The sequence below is a fragment of the Chryseobacterium sp. sg2396 genome, from assembly GCF_042610505.1.
Classification (GTDB): domain Bacteria; phylum Bacteroidota; class Bacteroidia; order Flavobacteriales; family Weeksellaceae; genus Chryseobacterium.
Genome location: NZ_JBHGAQ010000016.1, coordinates 48307 through 65639, shown reverse-complemented (window position 1 = coordinate 65639; position 17333 = coordinate 48307). Strand labels below are relative to the sequence as shown.

At 36.2% G+C, this 17333-nt stretch carries 26 protein-coding genes and 1 pseudogene; 10 read left to right on the top strand and 17 right to left on the bottom strand.

The window, feature by feature from the left end:
• Window positions 1-379: 379 nt before the first annotated feature.
• Window positions 380-658 carry a hypothetical protein gene (locus tag ACED20_RS16295; protein ID WP_378105763.1) on the top strand — a complete coding sequence of 93 codons (279 nt, stop codon included), beginning with the start codon at window positions 380-382 and terminating at the stop codon, window positions 656-658.
• 40 nt (window positions 659-698) lie between these two features.
• Here ACED20_RS16295 and ACED20_RS16290 read toward each other — a convergent pair whose 3' ends face one another.
• The 10 genes and pseudogenes from ACED20_RS16290 to ACED20_RS16245 all read right to left on the bottom strand — a co-directional run bounded on the left by ACED20_RS16290 (window position 699) and on the right by ACED20_RS16245 (window position 6003).
• Window positions 699-1070 (bottom strand): hypothetical protein, encoded by a 372-nt coding sequence (locus ACED20_RS16290; RefSeq protein WP_378105760.1) that lies wholly within the window; start codon window positions 1068-1070, stop codon window positions 699-701.
• Between the two features lie 229 nt (window positions 1071-1299).
• On the bottom strand, window positions 1300-1749 hold the full coding sequence (locus tag ACED20_RS16285) for a hypothetical protein (RefSeq protein WP_378105757.1): 450 nt from the start codon (window positions 1747-1749) through the stop codon (window positions 1300-1302).
• A gap of 552 nt (window positions 1750-2301) precedes the next feature.
• Complete coding sequence (locus tag ACED20_RS16280) at window positions 2302-2652, bottom strand: hypothetical protein (RefSeq protein WP_294226496.1); 351 nt, start codon at window positions 2650-2652, stop codon at window positions 2302-2304.
• Between the two features lie 194 nt (window positions 2653-2846).
• Window positions 2847-3758, bottom strand: a pseudogene (locus tag ACED20_RS16275) (serine hydrolase domain-containing protein); the annotation flags it as partial.
• Window positions 3759-3776: 18 nt separating this feature from the next.
• The gene (locus ACED20_RS16270; RefSeq protein ID WP_345767218.1) at window positions 3777-3986 is read right to left on the bottom strand and encodes a hypothetical protein; all 210 of its coding nucleotides are present in this window, start codon (window positions 3984-3986) and stop codon (window positions 3777-3779) included.
• A gap of 38 nt (window positions 3987-4024) precedes the next feature.
• On the bottom strand, window positions 4025-4399 hold the full coding sequence (locus ACED20_RS16265) for a tetratricopeptide repeat protein (protein ID WP_378105754.1): 375 nt from the start codon (window positions 4397-4399) through the stop codon (window positions 4025-4027).
• 36 nt (window positions 4400-4435) lie between these two features.
• Window positions 4436-5020 (bottom strand): serine hydrolase domain-containing protein, encoded by a 585-nt coding sequence (locus ACED20_RS16260; protein WP_378105751.1) that lies wholly within the window; start codon window positions 5018-5020, stop codon window positions 4436-4438.
• A gap of 72 nt (window positions 5021-5092) precedes the next feature.
• Window positions 5093-5323 carry a hypothetical protein gene (locus ACED20_RS16255; protein ID WP_378105748.1) on the bottom strand — a complete coding sequence of 77 codons (231 nt, stop codon included), beginning with the start codon at window positions 5321-5323 and terminating at the stop codon, window positions 5093-5095.
• A 205-nt stretch (window positions 5324-5528) separates the two neighbouring features.
• Window positions 5529-5738: a hypothetical protein gene (locus ACED20_RS16250; protein WP_294234830.1), complete on the bottom strand. Its 210-nt coding sequence runs from the start codon at window positions 5736-5738 to the stop codon at window positions 5529-5531.
• Window positions 5739-5904: 166 nt separating this feature from the next.
• A complete protein-coding gene (locus ACED20_RS16245; protein WP_365988628.1) occupies window positions 5905-6003 on the bottom strand; it encodes an AbiH family protein in 99 nt (32 codons plus the stop codon).
• A 147-nt stretch (window positions 6004-6150) separates the two neighbouring features.
• Here ACED20_RS16245 and ACED20_RS16240 point away from each other — a divergent pair, with 147 nt between their 5' ends.
• The gene (locus tag ACED20_RS16240) at window positions 6151-6681 is read left to right on the top strand and encodes a hypothetical protein (RefSeq protein ID WP_378105743.1); all 531 of its coding nucleotides are present in this window, start codon (window positions 6151-6153) and stop codon (window positions 6679-6681) included.
• A 101-nt stretch (window positions 6682-6782) separates the two neighbouring features.
• The gene (locus tag ACED20_RS16235; protein WP_345767215.1) at window positions 6783-7262 is read left to right on the top strand and encodes a hypothetical protein; all 480 of its coding nucleotides are present in this window, start codon (window positions 6783-6785) and stop codon (window positions 7260-7262) included.
• Between the two features lie 128 nt (window positions 7263-7390).
• Here the strand turns inward: ACED20_RS16235 and ACED20_RS16230 are convergent, their stop codons facing one another.
• The 5 genes from ACED20_RS16230 to ruvX form a co-directional block, all read right to left on the bottom strand.
• A complete protein-coding gene (locus tag ACED20_RS16230; protein ID WP_294226513.1) occupies window positions 7391-7933 on the bottom strand; it encodes a hypothetical protein in 543 nt (180 codons plus the stop codon).
• Between the two features lie 247 nt (window positions 7934-8180).
• Window positions 8181-8666 carry a recombinase family protein gene (locus ACED20_RS16225; RefSeq protein WP_345767214.1) on the bottom strand — a complete coding sequence of 162 codons (486 nt, stop codon included), beginning with the start codon at window positions 8664-8666 and terminating at the stop codon, window positions 8181-8183.
• A 307-nt stretch (window positions 8667-8973) separates the two neighbouring features.
• Entirely contained in the window at window positions 8974-9537 is a 564-nt protein-coding gene (locus ACED20_RS16220; protein ID WP_294201033.1) for a DUF5606 domain-containing protein, read from the bottom strand.
• A 95-nt stretch (window positions 9538-9632) separates the two neighbouring features.
• Complete coding sequence (gene def / locus ACED20_RS16215; protein ID WP_294201035.1) at window positions 9633-10205, bottom strand: peptide deformylase; 573 nt, start codon at window positions 10203-10205, stop codon at window positions 9633-9635.
• Window positions 10202-10618 carry a Holliday junction resolvase RuvX gene (gene ruvX, locus ACED20_RS16210; RefSeq protein WP_345767213.1) on the bottom strand — a complete coding sequence of 139 codons (417 nt, stop codon included), beginning with the start codon at window positions 10616-10618 and terminating at the stop codon, window positions 10202-10204. The genes def and ruvX overlap by 4 nt, the downstream gene beginning before the upstream one ends.
• A gap of 229 nt (window positions 10619-10847) precedes the next feature.
• Between ruvX and ACED20_RS16205 the strand changes: the two genes are divergently transcribed.
• A complete protein-coding gene (locus ACED20_RS16205; protein WP_294201037.1) occupies window positions 10848-11324 on the top strand; it encodes a histidine phosphatase family protein in 477 nt (158 codons plus the stop codon).
• 191 nt (window positions 11325-11515) lie between these two features.
• On the opposite strand, the gene ACED20_RS16200 is transcribed toward ACED20_RS16205, so the two are convergent.
• Window positions 11516-13060: a serine hydrolase gene (locus ACED20_RS16200; protein ID WP_345767212.1), complete on the bottom strand. Its 1545-nt coding sequence runs from the start codon at window positions 13058-13060 to the stop codon at window positions 11516-11518.
• A gap of 80 nt (window positions 13061-13140) precedes the next feature.
• Between ACED20_RS16200 and ACED20_RS16195 the strand changes: the two genes are divergently transcribed.
• The 5 genes from ACED20_RS16195 to ACED20_RS16175 all read left to right on the top strand — a co-directional run bounded on the left by ACED20_RS16195 (window position 13141) and on the right by ACED20_RS16175 (window position 16086).
• Window positions 13141-13596 (top strand): hypothetical protein, encoded by a 456-nt coding sequence (locus ACED20_RS16195; protein WP_345767211.1) that lies wholly within the window; start codon window positions 13141-13143, stop codon window positions 13594-13596.
• Between the two features lie 60 nt (window positions 13597-13656).
• Window positions 13657-14154, top strand: coding sequence for a metallophosphoesterase (locus tag ACED20_RS16190; RefSeq protein ID WP_294201041.1), 498 nt, complete (start codon window positions 13657-13659; stop codon window positions 14152-14154).
• A 53-nt stretch (window positions 14155-14207) separates the two neighbouring features.
• Window positions 14208-14702, top strand: coding sequence for a Smr/MutS family protein (locus tag ACED20_RS16185; RefSeq protein WP_345767210.1), 495 nt, complete (start codon window positions 14208-14210; stop codon window positions 14700-14702).
• 18 nt (window positions 14703-14720) lie between these two features.
• On the top strand, window positions 14721-15437 hold the full coding sequence (locus ACED20_RS16180; RefSeq protein ID WP_294222346.1) for a DUF3822 family protein: 717 nt from the start codon (window positions 14721-14723) through the stop codon (window positions 15435-15437).
• A 64-nt stretch (window positions 15438-15501) separates the two neighbouring features.
• Window positions 15502-16086 (top strand): RsmD family RNA methyltransferase, encoded by a 585-nt coding sequence (locus ACED20_RS16175; RefSeq protein WP_294222343.1) that lies wholly within the window; start codon window positions 15502-15504, stop codon window positions 16084-16086.
• On the opposite strand, the gene ACED20_RS16170 is transcribed toward ACED20_RS16175, so the two are convergent.
• Entirely contained in the window at window positions 16087-16440 is a 354-nt protein-coding gene (locus ACED20_RS16170; protein ID WP_294222341.1) for a helix-turn-helix domain-containing protein, read from the bottom strand. It abuts the gene before it with no gap.
• Between the two features lie 85 nt (window positions 16441-16525).
• Here ACED20_RS16170 and ACED20_RS16165 point away from each other — a divergent pair, with 85 nt between their 5' ends.
• Window positions 16526-17128 (top strand): nitroreductase family protein, encoded by a 603-nt coding sequence (locus ACED20_RS16165; protein WP_378105733.1) that lies wholly within the window; start codon window positions 16526-16528, stop codon window positions 17126-17128.
• Window positions 17129-17333 lie beyond the last annotated feature (205 nt).

The following is a 17333-nucleotide window of genomic DNA, read 5'->3' as shown; positions in this document are numbered from 1 at the left end:
GCAATCTAATCGGATTTAATTCATTTTCAATTATTTAAATTAAGGATTAAAATTCAATGTGGCGAGTCAGGATTTTATATAAGGTTTCTGTAATACGATCAAACGATTTAACTACATAAAAAAAATTATAAATTTAATAACTGGAAAAAATTTGACTACTAAAATCAATGGTAGATGAAATAAGTCAAAATTTTAAAATTATCTTAAATGGTATAAATGATTATACTGAAATTTTTGAATATCTGTCAAAAGAATGGGTGAAAATAAAATGAATTATAAAATTTTAAATTTTAAGACGATTATACTCTTGATTTTTAATGCAATACTGCTATATCTTACTATTTCGGGTTATAAAGACTTATATAGAAAACAAGCAATTATGAAAAATCAGAAACCGGTAACCGTTCAGATTTTGGATACATTTGGTGGAAGAGGAAGGTCTTCCTGTAAAGTGAAATATAATAATCACATTTATAATGGTGTTACCCTGCCAAATCCAGATTTAAAAATAGGAAGCATAAACAGTGAGGATTTTTATTACAATAGTGAAAAAGACATTGTTTTCTCCAACAATTTACAAAGCCGTTCCATATATTTTATTATGATCCTCTTTGTAGCCTCTTTATTATTATGGATGATTCCAAAGAAATATTTATAGGCCTGCCATAAAATACTTAATCACGTTGCAGGACATTCATTTAGTCGTTTTGCCAGCAATCAATATTTAGATGAATTCCACTATTCCCTAATCTCAGCATTTCTTCTGGATTGAATTCAATTCCGCATTGCTGTTTATATTCATAAAGCATCCATAAAATAATTTTATCTCTTGTTATCCCAATTCCTTCTAAAGTATCAAACTTTGGTTCTAAAATATCAAGAAAATTATTTATAAAATCAAAATAAGGATCACGATCAGTTTCTATTACAACATAATTCCATGTATAGCATCTCTTGCCGGATATTTTATTCCTTTTATTTTCTGTAGGCTGAAGCTCCAATATTTTTGTTATCATATTGTAGATTTCGCTATTATTATTGGTATCTATTGACAATTTATAATACCTCATTTGTTTTTTGTTTGTAAGGATTTAGTATTTTCAAAAAAATTAAAGCGACCGATACTACTATTTCAAATCTGATATTTTAATATTAAATAAATCCTTTTAAATCTTCTAGAAAAGTCTTAAGACTTCATTGATACAAATATCTGGTTCAAACAGCTATCATCAGCCAAGTCGACTTTTATGACAGCTCTATACGTCGTTAACAATTTTGTAAATGTTCATTTTTTAAATTCTAAATTGCGGGTGGATTATACCAATGAAAAGTTAATCCATCATTATCCATTTTAAATATCTCAATATCAGCAAAAATTAACTCACTCTCATAACTTATTGCATATTTTATAATATCGTTTCTATTAGAATTGACTAATAAAATAATGTTACCTAAATAAAATTCTTCATCCTCGATTAGTAATTTTAATCCTTTTTCATCAATTTTAGATTTAAAATAATAGAAATAGGTATTTTCATAAGTTTTAACCTCTGCATAATCTTGCGAAAGATCTGCTCCAATAGAATCCTCGAATCTATATCTACTTAAAAAAGCTATTTCATTTTTTTCAAGTCTATTGTTGATAAGCAAAAATACTTTGTTCTTCCAAACCTCATCAAAATATTTGGTAAAACAACTTAAAACCATATTTTTTTTAAGATCTGTAATTTTAATCGTTTTATCAGCCATAATGCAATACTTTTCTTTAAATATAGTGAATTTTCGACTGATTATGTCCATCAGCCTGAGTTCGATTATGAAAGCAAGGGTAATTGATTTGTTTATAATCGAACTCAGTTTATTAAGATTTCACTCACTTGTTTTACGGTCGATATATAAGGGAGGAAATTAAGGGTCTTATGAGATTGAGATTTTTAAATCAGATTATATGTTGGAATGTGCAGGAGACGATTTAAAAAAATTGGGGATAGAATTTAAAACCAGATACCAAACTAATGGTATTCCTTTTTAATGAAATTCCATTTAGAATATAGTTATAAAAGCAAGATCTAACTTTTTAACTTACACACTTTATGGGAGAGTGTCGCTTTTCACTAAATCTGATAAATATTCCGGTAATTTCTGATCAAATTTCCAGGAAATGTCAAAAATATTGAACTCTGGTCTGCTAGACATTGATCTATATTATATTTAATACAACTTTGATTATAACAATATTTTTAATTATTTCTTGTATCAGTAAAATGCAATTTCGTGATCAGATAAAATAAATGAACGTGATCATTGCGGTTTACTGATTTGATAACTACCATCCCTTGACACTTGAACTACACCTTTGATTGATGAAAAAAAATTTTCAGCATCTGATATCGTTTTATTATCCGGAATGCTAACAGCAATAGCATTTATATTTTCATATTGATAAAAAACATCTGCACCATAAGCATTTGCCCTGCTGACTAGATCAGTTTTGCTAATTTTATTATTATAATAAATAATCAGACTTTTAGATCCTTTTTCGATTTTCTTGTTTTTATCAGAAGAATTTATTTGAGTATTTTTCACGGATTCACAACTAAATGTGATTACTAACAGGATAAAAAATATTATTCCTTTAAAAAACATTTTCATGTGGGATTATATAATATATAGAAATAGGTTAACAAAACAAATACCAATCCATTCTGGTTTTAAATTATATCCAATTTTATTTGAATCAGACTTGGTTAGTGAGTCATTACCTTTTGAAACATGTGTTGCATAACAGTGTATTCCATATTATACTGTGCGAGTAAATATCCAGGTTTTAATTGGTAAAACATGCTTTATTGTAAGCTATTTTGCTTCATGATTTTATCTGCGAGAATAATAAGTTCCTTTTGAGTTTCCTGATCTGCTTCATTGGATAACAAGACAATACCGGAATGCTCTTCGGGATAAAATATCATGTAGCTGCTAAATCCCAAACTCCCTCCGGTATGGGAAATACTTCTCCTGCCATCTTCTGTTATTTTTACTTTCCAGTTCAGTGCAACGGCACCATCCTCAATCTTACCAAAAGTAGGCTGATGACTCAGTGATACAACAGGATCTTTTTCATTCAATTGGAAAGCCATATATTTCAACATATCTGAAGTGGAGGATGCGATGCTGGCTGCTACTCTAAGGTCTTCCCAATCGATCACCGGCATTATTCGCCCTTTGCCATCGTAGCCCTTTGCCATTTTTAATGGGACTTCTCCTGATTTCAGCAGACAGGTATTTTTCATCTTTAATGGCTTTGCAAAATATTTTTTCAGAAGATTTTCATAATTGTCATTGTAAACACCCTCCATTATATATCCCAGCAACTGTGCTGCAGTATTGCAATGCTTCGACATGCTTCCCGGCTGCCCTTTTAATTTCACCTGATGAAGATCCCGGTAAAGATCCTGTCTGCTATATATCGTATGGACAGAATCTAAAATGTAGGGTATACTGTCCGGGTCTGCCTTTCCAAATAGATCCTTATCAGACATCCAATTGGGTAGTCCGGATGTGAGATTTGCCAGATTGAGCAGCGTGATCGGTTTTCCATCATATTCCAAATTAGGATAGTCGTCCTTCAGATATTTTCTAATATCATCATTCAGGTTTACCTTCTTATCAAGAACGGCCTTTGCCAGTAGCGTAGCACCGAATGTCTTTGTAATGGAAGCTAGTTCGTATATGGTATGTTCTGTCGGAAGATCCTGCTTATCTCTTTGAGTCGAGCCTTAATTATAGATAAACTTCTTCCCATTTTTTATGACACCTACTGAAATGCCGACTCTCGAATTATTCTGCATAAACGCAGAAACCGATCGATCTACCAGGGAATCCAATGCTGTTTTTAATTTATTGTCGGTAGGAAATTTTATGGAACCGGTCTGCGCAAAATAGCCTGATGTACAGATTAAAGTGAACATTAATAGCGTTTTTTTCATATAGGCTTAAGTTTTATAATGTGTTTACTGATACATTCTCATTTTTTATCTTTCAAATAATTGGCAGCATTGGTATTATCAGGATTCAGCTCTAACGATTTTCTGTAGTTAATGATGGCTTCCTTACGATTTCCAAGTGTTTCCAGTATTTCCCCATAGCTGTCGTAGACATTGGAACTTTTAGGAAACAACAGGGTATTCAATTTAAAAATTTCCATTGCTTCATTTTTTTTGCCTTGTTCTATAAGCTGATATCCCCAGGAATTGACTTCATCCTCGGTCAGACTAAAGTTTTTATCGTTTTTACTGATTTTATTGAAAATTTTATTGGCATCTTTAAAATCATTCTTTAACAGCTGCTGGCGAAGGAACTTCAGATTCTTACTTAGTCCGAAGCCGTTTTTTACTTTCATATCCGGAATATAGAAACCGGCAATTTCATCAATGAACTATTCGGGATTTGAGCCCTGAAGATTGGTTAACACGATTACCGATAAATTGTCCTGAGGATAGACAAACAGTGCGGAGCGCATTCCGCCAACGAGTGCCAATGCAGGGTGCTCTTCTCTGACCACTGTCGGCCAGCCCAGGGCATAACCATTGGTCAATTTATTGAATCCTCCGATATTTCCGTTATTCAGTCTGGCTGTAGCAAACATCTGATCCAGGCTTGACTGTTTTTTCAACAGTCTTTTGCTTTGAAGTGCAATAAGCCATTTGGCCAGATCCTCGGATGTCGAAATAATCCCGGTTGCAGTTCTGAAAAACAGAGGAAAAGTGGCATAGGCATTATGCAGCTTACCGTCATTAATCCACTTTCCTCCCTCATTGTAAATGGTGGAATATGAGTTTGAATTATTTGGAATGACATCGTTCGAATCGCCAAAACGGGTGGAGACCATACCGCAGGGCCTGAATTGATTTTCTTCACTGAACTTTGTGAAATGCTTGCCGCTGAGTTTGGTTATGACCTTTCCTAAAATATAATATCCTGTCTGATTGTAACTGAATTTGTCTCCGGGACTAAATTCCATTGGTAATTCCTAACCATTTCCCAGTTGCGATTTTCATCACCATCCCCCAATACCTGTTCCTTTTCGTCTATATTATTGGGGAGACCGGAAGTGTTCCAGGCTCGCAAAGCCGTAGTTTTTAAGTTTATCAATTTTTCCATTCCGTATAATTGCCAACTGAAGACCAGGAATGTTCGACTGTACCATTTTTTGTTTGATGAATAAATCAATACTGTCTGTGGTGTTTTGAGCAATCATTTGTTTGGAAAATGAAACTGCAAATAACAATAATCCAATCTCAACGGTTTTAAACAGCCTTCTCATTTTAATAGTTTAGTGGTTCACTAAATTAAAACAACTGAAGCAATAATTTTATTACATTGATCATTAAAAGTATAATCATCAGGCAATACATCAATTATAGATTTTACTTTATCGTCTTTTTTTAATACTACTGTCATCGTTTTGTGAGATTTAATTGCTTGTTTTACCAAACTTGTATATTAGATACTTCAATATCTTTAAAAAGTTAGGATAATCCAATCGCTAAAACTATTTCCTCCAATTCCTTAATATTCTTTGTATGAGATTCTATAATATTATCTAAATCTACACGAAGATTATCAAGCTGCGATAATTCAGCGTCGAATTTCTTTTTCATCTCTAAACATGTTGCCTTATCTTCCTCTAGAAGTTGCCTAAAACGGTTTAAATATTTAATTACTAATTCTTTATTCATAATTCAATAGATTATGGTTTCTTTTAGAGATAATAAGGTCCAGGAAATAAATTTCTTTTTAGCTCCAATGAATAAATATCATTAGCATAAGAAGTTGGTAATTTATCTCTTTTATTTATTATTGTACTATTAACCTCATAATTTTTGTTAATCTGATTACATTCGGTTAAGAGAGATTCCAAAAAAAATCAATCATATCTGAATATTTAGTATCTAAACCATGGGCTAAATCAAAGCCATTACCTACAATTATTAATTTATTCATAGTAGAATTTTATTATCTATCACGTTTGCATAAAGGAATATTCCATCATTATTTTGTGAGATATTTTTTAGAACATTAACTGATTTTTAGTTATTATAAAAAAAGAATTTCAAATCATGAATTTTTAAAGTATTTTTAGCAAAAAAAATGAAAAAAAATTATTCTGTTTTTGCTTTTATCTTAACTCTTCATCTTCTGATGTCTACGGACTGCTCAGGTTTTAATAATGGAATCGAGGAAATTCCAAATAAAATAAAAGTGAGTTTAGATAATTCAAAAATATACCATATCGGTGATACAATAACGATTCGAGGGCATGTATCGGTAAACGGACTAAACCTGGTTTCAAAGGATTCGGTAAAACTTAAAGGGAATCCCTTGTTTATGATCTCTGTATCTAAGTTAATACAGGGCCAAGCTTCTTATAACCTACAATATGCTCTGAACAAGTTTAAAATTATATCTAAAAATTTCCAGATTGATAATTATGTAAACTGTCCTAATTCTCATCTATATGTTTCGGCAACGGAAGATATGACGTCAAAATTATTTCGTTACGAAATAAAACTAATTCCTCAGGAAACAGGCGATTTTTCAATTTGTTTTGGTGAAAATTTTTCATTACAAAATAATAAAAAAGCAAGACCTTCTTCAAAGTTGTCCGGTCTCAGGAGCTAATTCTATGGTATTGAAAGGCTGTGCAAACAACAATATCTCGGCAAATCTTACCAAAGGAAATGTTTTATACAAGTTAATTAACCTATAAATTCCTATATCAAATGATTAATTTATCAATAAAAAAAGTAGTCGCGTGTTTTTTTATTTTACTATTAAGCAGTTGCAGTGGGTGTGACCACTGTGACGATCAGCCTGTTATATATAATTACAGCATTCAAAATAATTCCGGAGCAAAAGTAGAAATCATTCCCTATACTTCAAATTCATCAGGGGTTGAAGCAATGGTTTTGTCTGAAAAAATTACTATTGAGGATTCTAAAAGTGTTTCAAAAGAGTTCAAAGATTTGGCACCTTATGATGGTTTTAGTTTTAATGATTTCCTGAAATATCCAAGCAAAATTGATATTGTTTTCAATAATTCAAAAAAGATTACTTATGAAATCTGCGGTTTTAACGGTGTTCTTTGCAATAATTCCAGGAATATTTTTAATCATGAATTTAATAATGAGATCAATGAAATATACAAAATAACTGCTTCTGATTTTCAGAATGCTACCAGCTGTAATGGAAATTGTTACTAGTGATCTAGAAAATGCAGATTGAACAAATAAATGCACCAACATCTTTTTGGTGCATTTATTTGATGAGTCCGCCAGTAAAAAGTTTAAATTAGTTCTTTTATCAAATTTTGGAATAAATAGAAATTAGATTAAAAATCATATCCAATTTTGAAGCTAAGATCAAATACGGCTTCTGCAACCGTGTTGCCATTTTCAAATGCCGCAGCATATCCTAAGCCCGCTTTGAATTCATAATTAAAGTTTCCTGCAAAATTCCTTCTGAATCCATAAGTAGGAATAATATTCAACTGATTGGTAAGATTCAGATTATTAGTATTTGAAATAATAAACCAATCCGGTATATAACGAATTTGCAATCCTATATAATTTGCTGAATTATTTTTTATATTCTTTCCGTTTTCAGCACGTTTAGATATGTTGTAATAATATTTTGGCTGTAGTGTTAACGATGGATAAAACGCAAAACCCGTTTTTGCATACAAATCTCCGCCCCAAATTGCAGGAAAGAGACTTGCTTCGACTCGCAAAGTAGTCTTATCTGCAATTTTTGTTTCGTTATACAAATCCAATCCGAATAAACCAATTTGTCCACCTGTAATATTTTTTTCAACATTTTTTTGAATATTTGTTTCTTGCGCTTTACCTAAAAAAGATGCAACAACAAATGCCACTAATTAAATCTGTTTTATCATAGTTATATTTTATTTACCGCTAATTCAAAAATTTTAATTTTCTGGCATAAAATTTTTAGAGTTGTAAAGCTAATGCAATAATTCAGTGTAAGTTAAAAATTAAAATTATTTTTATTTGACATTTTTTTTATTTCTTCATCCGTATGATGATCCAGAATTTTAGCATATCTATAAAATGTTGCCCTACTTAATCCAGGTGATTTATAAATTTCTTCCGGACGTTTTGTTATATCCTTATATATATATTACGTAAAAGTAAAAGTTTAGAAATAGTTTCTTTAGTATAACCTTTCGGCCTGCCTCCTAACCTTCCTCTTGCCCTGGCAGATTGTAAACCTGTATTGGTTCTCTCCCGGATCAGCTCTCGTTCGTATTCAGCAGGCGATGCTATCAGATTTAAGAAGAACCGGCCATTTGCAGTAGCAGTATCTACTCCATCGGTAAAACCTTTTATTATAATCCCTTTATCACTTAAACTTAAAACAAGATCAATAATATTTTTTACGCTTCTTCCTAATCGGTCCAATCGCCAAACATAAAGTTCATAACCTTTCTGAAACTGTTCGATCATCTTATCGAGCTCCGGAAGATTTTTTGTCGTACCTGAAATTTTCTCCTTGTAAATTTTTTCGCAGCCTGCTTTTTCAAGAGCTTCAATCTGTAAATCTAAGTTTTGGTCTCTGGTTGAAACACGGACATATCCTATTTTCATATTTCTTACATTAAACTCACACTTTGTAAATTAATTAAACTTTGTTTACTGATACAATGTTTTGAAAAGTTATATTTAAAAATAAAGTGATTAGATCCAACCACGTTAAAAATTTCATAAAACCGTCGTATTATGCTTAGAGCAAATAAAAACAGACTTTTAATGAAGACTGTTTACATTTGATTTACTAAGAATAAGTAAGTTTGTCTAAAGAAGATCATAGAACCGCAATATCACGAACGTTCCCAAAAGCAAAAAACCCCATCAAATCTGATGAGGTTCCATATCTTAAATTAAAATCAAGGAATTATCCCTGTTTTCTGTGCGTGCTTTTCGGAGCGGCTTTGGCTGCGGAAGTGGCTTTTACTTTCGGAGCGGCAGGCTTTTCAGCTTTTGGGGCTTTCTTAGGCGCTTCCTTTTCTACATTCAGGTCTTCCGTCTGAGCCGGTTCACCGTCTAGGGTTTCAGGTTCTGCCTTTACGAAGCTTTCCGGCGTGATGTATCCTGCTTTCTGAAGAATGTTGTACCACTGCGCCAGTTTTTTGATATCGGAAGCATATACCCTTCCCGTATCATAATCCGGAAGAGAAGCGATCATAAATTCTTTAAGCTCAGCCTCATTTGCTTTATGGTGAATCGCCTCTTTGTAATCGTAGTTTTTAGCAATATTTTCAAAAACTTCAAACAATGGAACTTCCTTATCGAATGTAAACATGGCGATGTTATCCAATAAGCTCACCTGGCTTGAATTGCCAATGCTTACTTTTTTCTTGGTCGTAACATCTTCAATAATAAATCCGTTTTTTAATTGGGAAACTAATTTGAAAAGTCCCGGTTTTCCGGAAATTGAAATTATTTTTTCTAACAGCATAATTTTATTTTTTTTAATTCTGCGATCGGCTCCTGCACTTCGCCGGGCTTGGTGGAAGAACGTTCTGCGTTTTTATTTTAATTTTATTATTCTACTTATTTCGGAAATCTCATTTTGTAACCGATGCTTACGTCACCCTGGGTAATTTTGGTCAGCTTTCCTTTAACGAGCTTCTTTTTCAAAGCGCTTAAATGGTCGGTGAACAGGATCCCTTCAATGTGGTCGTACTCATGCTGGATTACGCGGGCCCTAATATCGGAAAAAGTTTCTGTATGTTTTACAAAATTTTCGTCATAATATTCAATAACGATCGTCTCCTTTCTTTTTACGTCCTCGCGTACATCCGGAATCGAAAGGCATCCTTCATTGAATTTCCATTCTTCGCCGGATTCTTCAAGGATTTTTGCATTGATGAATACTTTTTTGAATTCGGCAAGCTCATCCTGAATATCCTCATAATCTTCGTCCTCCGCCAGCGGGCTTACGTCGATTACGAAAAGGCGGATGTCCAGACCGATCTGCGGTGCCGCCAGACCGATTCCGTTGGCGCTGTACATCGTCTCAAACATATTCCCTATCAACTCCTGCAGCCCGGGATAATCTTTGTCTATATCCTTTGCCACTTTTCTTAAAACCGGGTCCCCAAAAGCTCTTATCGGTAAAATCATCTTGTTCTTTGTTCTAAAAAATTCTGCAATATGATGGTTGCACTCACTTTATCTATTAATCCCTTTTCCTGTCTCTGTTTTTTGCTTTTCCCGCTCTGGGAAATAAAAAACGAAGCCATTTTGGACGTAAACCTTTCATCGAAACGGTGAACTTCCACCTCCGGAAATTCTTTCCTGAAAATCCCGATGAACTTCAGGATATCCGTTTCCACTTCGGAAACATTTCCCTTCAGGTCTACAGGAAGCCCTACAACTACTCCATCCACACGGTTTTCGCTGAAATATTTCTTCAGGAAGGCGATGAGGGATGAGGTCTGTACCGTCTCCAGACCGCTTGCAATAATCTGCATATCATCCGTTGCCGCAATGCCGCAGCGGGCTTTTCCGTAGTCTATCGCCAAGATCTGTCCCATAGGTTTGCAAATTTAGTAAATTTTAATGATTTTATTCCAAAAGCTGTTTTTTATTCCCTTATCTGGTTTCGGGACGCCTTTTCTAGCCTTCCTGACCATTCATTACTACAGCAAACAGTTGACTGAATTGCAATTAGCAATAGAAATTCCATACAAATCGGATGCTTTTTTTACAAATTATGTTCTGATACGCTAATTTTTTTATAAATTTAATCTTCAAAACGAAATTATGAAGCAACTCATTCTCGTAAGACATGCGAAAAGCGACTGGCCGGAAGAAACGGACGATTTTAACAGACCCCTGGCAGACAAGGGGTTGGAGGAAGCCATACAGATGTCCCGCTTTATGAAGACCCATAACGTAGCGATCGATTATTTCGTATCGAGCCCCGCTGTCCGTGCCCTGAATACGTGCAAAATCTTCAAACAATCTTATGATATCGACATGGGTACGGATGAGAAACTTTACAATCCGCTGGAAAGCAATTTTGAATCGGTAATTTACAACCTGGACGACAGCCACAAGTCGGTAGCCTTTTTCTCGCACAACAACGGGATCTCCAACTTTGCGAATTCCATTTCCCAAAATATCTTTCACTTCCCGACCTGCGGCGTAGCTGGCTTTGAAATCGACTGCAATTCGTGGTCTGAATTCGACGGTGCGAAAAAGAAACTGCTGTTCTTTTACGAGCCGGGGAAAATTTAGTACCTATTTATGCTGAGGCCGGGAGCCGGGTGATGGATGCTGGAAGTTTTCTCTGTCAACATTAATAACAGAAGTCTTTAATATTAAAATGATAGTATAACACTGTTTCAAGCTTCTGATTACTTTTACTCTGGTAAACTGCTGAAAACAAAAAAACGGACCGAAGCCCGTTTCTATTGAATATTTTGAAATTATTTTCTTCTCAGATCCAGATCATCGAAATCAAAGCTGAAATCGGTAACATCGGAAACAGGTTTTAATCTGGCAGATTGCGCTTTTCCGGTTTCGTCATAATCAAAGATCAAGTAAGCATCCGCATCATAGCTGCGATCATCCCATTTAATGATAAATGAATTGTTGGAATACGGCAGCAGCTCCCCTTTTAATCTCGGAGAATTTTTGCATGCGATTCTGCAGGTATTTCCCTGCTGTACAATTTCTACATCCCCAAACCATTTGTCGGTATACGTTCCGGCGAATTGCTCCGCTTTCGGCTGAATGTTTTTATCTTTCCTGAAGGCTTCGGATTTTGCATAAGCTTCTTTCTTCTGCCTGTCGAAAATCTCTTCTGTTTTTTTTACCCGGTCACCGTATGTTTTCAGCCAGTTGCGGTCTGCTATGCCTAGATAAGAATCTTTTACGGTATTGGTGATGGTATTGAAAGCCGCTCCGGACTGCTGGTTGGTTAAAACGACAATCCCCAGTTTCATATCAGGAATCAGCGTAAACTGCGTTACGGTTCCGATCAGCCCACCCGTGTGCTGGATCTGTTTGTGGCCTTTGACATCACTTAAGAACCATCCCATTCCGTAGCCGTAGAAATTCGTATCATACGGATTTTTAGCTGCCACTGCACTTGGGATCTGCAGGCTCCAAAGCTGCTGTGCATTTTTATCCGAAACTAATTTTTTCCCATCTTTGGTGGTAAAATTATTCAGCAGGAATTCGGCCCAGGTGGTCATGTCCTTGATATTGCTCATGATTCCGCCTGCAGCATTGCCCGTTTCATTCCAGTCGTGGGGCACGGCGATGGCTTTTCCATCCACCGGAGCATGGGCATCGATCTTATTGGCTACGGCTTTAGCCCGGTTATAACTTCCATAGCTGGACGTCATCCCGACTGGCTTCATGATCCTCTGTTCGATAAACTCTGCCCAGCTTAACCCGGAAATCCGGTGGATCACTTCACCCGCTACGATAAACATGATATTGTTGTAGTCCAAAGTTGTTCTGAAAGGATTTTCAGGCTTTAAATATCTTACATTGTGAACGATATCATTAACGGTTAAGCTTCCGCCTTCCGGGAAAAACATCAGGTCGCCCTGTCCGAGTCCCAAACCTGCACGGTGGGTAACCAGGTCTTTAATCGTTACATTCTGGGAAACGTACGAATCATACATCTGGAATTCAGGGATGTATTGGGAAACCTTGTCGTCCCAGCTCAGCTTTCCTTCGTCTGCCAGGATAGCCAGCGCAGTACAGGTAAATCCTTTGGAGTTTGATGCGATTCCGACCAGTGTATTGTCATCCATCGGCTGTCCGGTGGTTAAAGAACGTACCCCGAATCCTTTTGAGTAAATTACTTTACCATCTTTGATAATTCCGACTGACATTCCCGGCACATCGAACGTTTTCAGGGTATTTTGTACAAGTTCATCAAGTTTTTTCTCTTCCACCTGTGCATTCGCAATACCGACAGCAAGTAAAAGAAGGAAAAAAGAAAGTTTCTGCTTCATTATAGTAAGATTTATACAAAAGTATAGAAATTCTGTAAACTAATAAATGTAGTATATTTGAAAAATTTTCAAATATAGTTATGAATTTAAATGAATTTTTCCAAGACAAATCCATAAAGAATAAAGAAAAAATTGAAATACTTTCTAATACTGTCCTTAATGGAGAAATTTCTTTAAGAGAGCTTCTTGATTTCGCATCATTGTCAAAAGATCCTGTAAAAGCAAGTTGCATTGAAGCACTGGAGTTTTCTACTCAGGTGAAACATGATCTCCTTGATCAGGAAACTTTTGATTTTATTACAGAAAATCTATCTGCAGATGCTCCAAGAATAAAGTGGGAAAGTGCTAAAGTTATAGGAAATACAGCGAAGAATTTTCCGGAAAACCTTAACGATCCTATAACAAAACTTATTGAAAATACTACTTATGAAGGGACTGTTGTACGATGGAGTGCCGCTTTTGCATTATCTAAGATTTTAAATATCAATGATAACCTAAAAAAACAAGCTGCTTTTACAAATAAAAGATATCTGTGATAAAGAGGAAAAGAACAGTATCAAAAAGATTTATCAAAAAGCAATAAAAACTGCAGAAAAATGACCAAAATACTTCTCCTTTCCGATTCCCATTCCTATATCGACGACCGTATTTTAGAATACGCCGGCCAGGCTGATGAGATTTGGCACGGCGGTGATTTCGGAAGTATGGAGGTGATTGAGCAGCTGGAAAAAATCAAACCGCTGAAAGGCGTGTACGGAAATATCGACAATGCGAAGATCCGTTCGGAATTTCCGGAAGTAAACCGTTTTACCTGTGAAGACGTTGAAATCCTAATGATCCACATCGGCGGCTATCCCGGGAAATATACGCAACTGGCCAGACAGGAAATTACGAAAAAGGCACCGAAATTGTTCATTTCAGGGCATTCCCATATTCTGAAGGTGATGTTTGACCAGAAAAACAATTTGCTGCATCTGAATCCCGGGGCCTGTGGCAAACAGGGATGGCACAAGATGCGGACGATGATGCGGTTTGTTATTGATGGTACGGAAATAAAAGACCTGGAAGTGATTGAGCTGGGTCCGAAATTTTGAGATTCAAGGTTTAAGGTTTAAGGTTTAAAATTAGTTGTCTGAAGATTAAAATTATGAAAATCGGTGATCATGTTTCTGTGGTAGACGAAGATTTGAGCGGGGTGATTACTTCGGTGAAAGGAGACATCGTGGTCTTTAAAGACGAATACGGATTTACCTACCAATATCCGAAGGAGAAGCTGGTCCCAAAGATTTCAGACTTTTATGAAAATATTAAAGTCGTCCGAAAAGCAGAGCCAAAGAAAGTTACGTCAAAAGGCCATCAGAAAACCCCGATGATCCTGGACCTTCATTTTCATAATCTGGTAAAAAACCCGAATGATTATGATAGTTTTGAAAGGCTGTTTATCCAGAAGGAAAAACTGGTGGAAACCCTTAATTTCTGCCGGAGGCACCACCTGAAAAGGCTCGAAATCGTACACGGAATCGGCGACGGGGTTTTGCAGAGGATCGTGCATGATATCCTGGAAAGCCAGACCGGACTCGATTTTTACAACAAGGAAATACTTCATCATCAATCGGGTGCGGTAATGGTAGAATTTCACTAAATTTGCAGGAATCAAATTATGAATATACTTAATTTACTTTTTATCAAAGACGGACTCATCTACCAGATTGCCAGGAATAAAAGCATTGTGGAAGAGAAGTCTTATTTTACGGATGAGGATTCCCCGGAGCATTTTATTCGGGACACCCTGGATCAGGTCCTGTTGAAACAGCGGTTTGACGAAATCCATGTGATTTCCGCCCTGAACCACTTCACCCTGATGCCGGAAGGTTTCTCGGAGCATGAAGCGGGATTCGACCTGATCGCCTTCAATGCGCCAACAGATAAGGAAAAGGAAGAGCTGATGCTTTCCATCAATGAAAAATTCAGAATCCAGTTCTATTATACTTTTCCGAAGGAATTCTATAAAAAGATCAAAGAGCTGGCGGTACCGGTACAGTTCAATTTCTCCGGTGAAAAGTTTTTAAACAGTATTCATTATAAAAACAACAAGGAAATCCACATTAACCTGTATCATAATCAATGTGAGTTTTTCGCCATCGACAACAAAAAAATTATCTTATACAACAACCTGGATGTAAATTCGGAAGTCGATTTTCTTTATTTCGTGATGTTCACCTTGAGCAAAATCGGTTTCGGGATCAATGAAACCCACTTTTTTGCCTACGGGGAAACCACGGAAAACGAAACCTTCATTTCGGAACTTCAGAAATTCGTTAAGCACCTGAAAATCGTATTTGATAATATCCCTACCAGAAATTTTATATTAAATTAGGTTCTGATGACCTGATGGCAGAAAGTATCTGCTGGCTCCTTCAACACCCTATAATCCAACCACTATGTACAGAATCATTTCAGGCAAATGGAAAGCCAAAAAAATAGCCGCCCCGAAAAACTTTGATGTAAGGCCAACCACGGATTTTGCCAAGGAAGCGCTGTTCAGCATCCTGGAAAACACGTACGATATGCAGTCGGTTTCCGTACTGGACCTGTTTGCGGGAATCGGTTCCATCAGTTTTGAATTTGCCTCAAGGGGCTGCGGGGATGTTACTTCCGTAGAAATGAACCCGAAACACACTTCTTTCCTTAATACGACCGCTTCAGAACTGGGATTCAGCCTTCAGGTGAATGTTCAGCGGGGTGATGTATTCGACTGGCTGAAGAAATTCAGGAACAAAAAATCTTTTGAGATTGTATTTTCCGATGCTCCATTTGAAATGGAAGAGAAGAAATACCAGGAAATTATTTCTTTGGTGTTAAACAATAAATACCTCAAAGAAAACGGCGTTCTGATCGTTGAGCACCAGAGCCGGATGAAGTTTGATCATCCCAACCTTATGGATACCCGGAAATACGGAAACGTAAGCTTCAGTTTTTTCAGACCGAATAAGGAAGAAGATATAACTATTACAACCGAAGAATAATCAGGACGTTTTCCTGATTATTTTTTTTGAGGTCTGTGCCGCTTCAATTCCCCATTTGGTAATCTCCCGGATCACCGGAGCAAGAGTTTTCCCGAAATCGGTGAGGGTGTATTCCACCATCAGCGGCGGTTTTTCCGTATACACTTTCCGGTTAATTACGTGGTCTTCTTCCAGCTGTTTCAGCTGCAGGCTCAGCGTCCGTTCCGTAATGGTAGGAATCAGCTTTCTGAGCTCGTTGTACCGTTTTGCCCCGTCCATAAGGTGAACAAGAATCACCGCCTTCCACTTTCCTCCGATGAATTTCATGGTGACACTTGTACAGCAGGGATATGTTTTATCGTCTATCGTATACATTTTTATACTATCATTTTTTACCGTTATTGCAAATGTATAAAACTTACAATAGTTTTGCAACTATAAAAAATATAGTTAAATAATTATGAGCTTTTTAGAAAAAATGAAATCGAGATATACGGTCAAAAAGTATAATCCGAAAGGAACCCTCAGCGAAGAAACCGTTCAGCAGCTGAAAGATATTTTACAGCTGAGCCCATCCTCCATCAACAGCCAGCCGTGGAATTTTGTCTTTGTGAAGGAATCTTCGGAAAACCGGGAAAAGCTGGCCGATGCTTCCTACTGGAACAAAGAAAAAATCGACAACAGTAACCTGCTGATCGTCTTCCAGGTGCTGAAAAAACCGGAAGATTTTGAAAAACAAATCGAAGGGTATCTGCCGGAAGGTTCCGTCAATTATTATAAAAACTTTGTAAAATCCAGAGGAGAAGCCTTTATAAAATCCTGGATGGCCCATCAGGTCTACCTGTCTCTGGGCGTACTGCTTTCCGCGTGTGCCGAAATGGGACTGGATTCCACCCCGATGGAAGGTATCGAAAACGACAAATACGATGAGATCATCAGCAATGATAAATACCAAACCCTTTTTGCCGTCACCATCGGAACAAGATCAGAAGAAGACTCCAACCAGCCTGCGGTTACACCGAAGAAAAGACTGGAACGGGGAGAGGTGATTCTCGAAATGTAACTTTTATTTATCTTAAAGTATAGGGCTGTTTCAAAAATGAGACAGCTCTTATTTTTTTGTAATAAAAAAATAATACGACGAGTTTTGTCGTTACCCGCATTTACATTTGCTTCAGAAAAGTATAAAAACTAAATGAAAACAATAAAATGGAAAAATTTGAAGACGAATTCGGGAATTTATCAGGATTTAAAATCCTATCCTTCGA

What these genes read in the sequence shown, in the direction of transcription:
- ACED20_RS16295 (WP_378105763.1), top strand. Translation starts at nt 380, where the DNA reads ATGAAAAATCAGAAACCGGTAACCGTTCAGATTTTGGATACATTTGGT.
- ACED20_RS16290 (WP_378105760.1), bottom strand. Translation starts at nt 1,070, where the DNA reads ATGAGGTATTATAAATTGTCAATAGATACCAATAATAATAGCGAAATC.
- ACED20_RS16285 (WP_378105757.1), bottom strand. Translation starts at nt 1,749, where the DNA reads ATGGCTGATAAAACGATTAAAATTACAGATCTTAAAAAAAATATGGTT.
- ACED20_RS16280 (WP_294226496.1), bottom strand. Translation starts at nt 2,652, where the DNA reads ATGAAAATGTTTTTTAAAGGAATAATATTTTTTATCCTGTTAGTAATC.
- ACED20_RS16270 (WP_345767218.1), bottom strand. Translation starts at nt 3,986, where the DNA reads ATGAAAAAAACGCTATTAATGTTCACTTTAATCTGTACATCAGGCTAT.
- ACED20_RS16265 (WP_378105754.1), bottom strand. Translation starts at nt 4,399, where the DNA reads ATGAAAGTAAAAAACGGCTTCGGACTAAGTAAGAATCTGAAGTTCCTT.
- ACED20_RS16260 (WP_378105751.1), bottom strand. Translation starts at nt 5,020, where the DNA reads ATGGAATTTAGTCCCGGAGACAAATTCAGTTACAATCAGACAGGATAT.
- ACED20_RS16255 (WP_378105748.1), bottom strand. Translation starts at nt 5,323, where the DNA reads ATGAGAAGGCTGTTTAAAACCGTTGAGATTGGATTATTGTTATTTGCA.
- ACED20_RS16250 (WP_294234830.1), bottom strand. Translation starts at nt 5,738, where the DNA reads ATGAATAAAGAATTAGTAATTAAATATTTAAACCGTTTTAGGCAACTT.
- ACED20_RS16245 (WP_365988628.1), bottom strand. Translation starts at nt 6,003, where the DNA reads ATGAATAAATTAATAATTGTAGGTAATGGCTTTGATTTAGCCCATGGT.
- ACED20_RS16240 (WP_378105743.1), top strand. Translation starts at nt 6,151, where the DNA reads ATGAAAAAAAATTATTCTGTTTTTGCTTTTATCTTAACTCTTCATCTT.
- ACED20_RS16235 (WP_345767215.1), top strand. Translation starts at nt 6,783, where the DNA reads ATGATTAATTTATCAATAAAAAAAGTAGTCGCGTGTTTTTTTATTTTA.
- ACED20_RS16225 (WP_345767214.1), bottom strand. Translation starts at nt 8,666, where the DNA reads ATGAAAATAGGATATGTCCGTGTTTCAACCAGAGACCAAAACTTAGAT.
- ACED20_RS16220 (WP_294201033.1), bottom strand. Translation starts at nt 9,537, where the DNA reads ATGCTGTTAGAAAAAATAATTTCAATTTCCGGAAAACCGGGACTTTTC.
- def (WP_294201035.1), bottom strand. Translation starts at nt 10,205, where the DNA reads ATGATTTTACCGATAAGAGCTTTTGGGGACCCGGTTTTAAGAAAAGTG.
- ruvX (WP_345767213.1), bottom strand. Translation starts at nt 10,618, where the DNA reads ATGGGACAGATCTTGGCGATAGACTACGGAAAAGCCCGCTGCGGCATT.
- ACED20_RS16205 (WP_294201037.1), top strand. Translation starts at nt 10,848, where the DNA reads ATGAAGCAACTCATTCTCGTAAGACATGCGAAAAGCGACTGGCCGGAA.
- ACED20_RS16200 (WP_345767212.1), bottom strand. Translation starts at nt 13,060, where the DNA reads ATGAAGCAGAAACTTTCTTTTTTCCTTCTTTTACTTGCTGTCGGTATT.
- ACED20_RS16195 (WP_345767211.1), top strand. Translation starts at nt 13,141, where the DNA reads ATGAATTTAAATGAATTTTTCCAAGACAAATCCATAAAGAATAAAGAA.
- ACED20_RS16190 (WP_294201041.1), top strand. Translation starts at nt 13,657, where the DNA reads ATGACCAAAATACTTCTCCTTTCCGATTCCCATTCCTATATCGACGAC.
- ACED20_RS16185 (WP_345767210.1), top strand. Translation starts at nt 14,208, where the DNA reads ATGAAAATCGGTGATCATGTTTCTGTGGTAGACGAAGATTTGAGCGGG.
- ACED20_RS16180 (WP_294222346.1), top strand. Translation starts at nt 14,721, where the DNA reads ATGAATATACTTAATTTACTTTTTATCAAAGACGGACTCATCTACCAG.
- ACED20_RS16175 (WP_294222343.1), top strand. Translation starts at nt 15,502, where the DNA reads ATGTACAGAATCATTTCAGGCAAATGGAAAGCCAAAAAAATAGCCGCC.
- ACED20_RS16170 (WP_294222341.1), bottom strand. Translation starts at nt 16,440, where the DNA reads ATGTATACGATAGACGATAAAACATATCCCTGCTGTACAAGTGTCACC.
- ACED20_RS16165 (WP_378105733.1), top strand. Translation starts at nt 16,526, where the DNA reads ATGAGCTTTTTAGAAAAAATGAAATCGAGATATACGGTCAAAAAGTAT.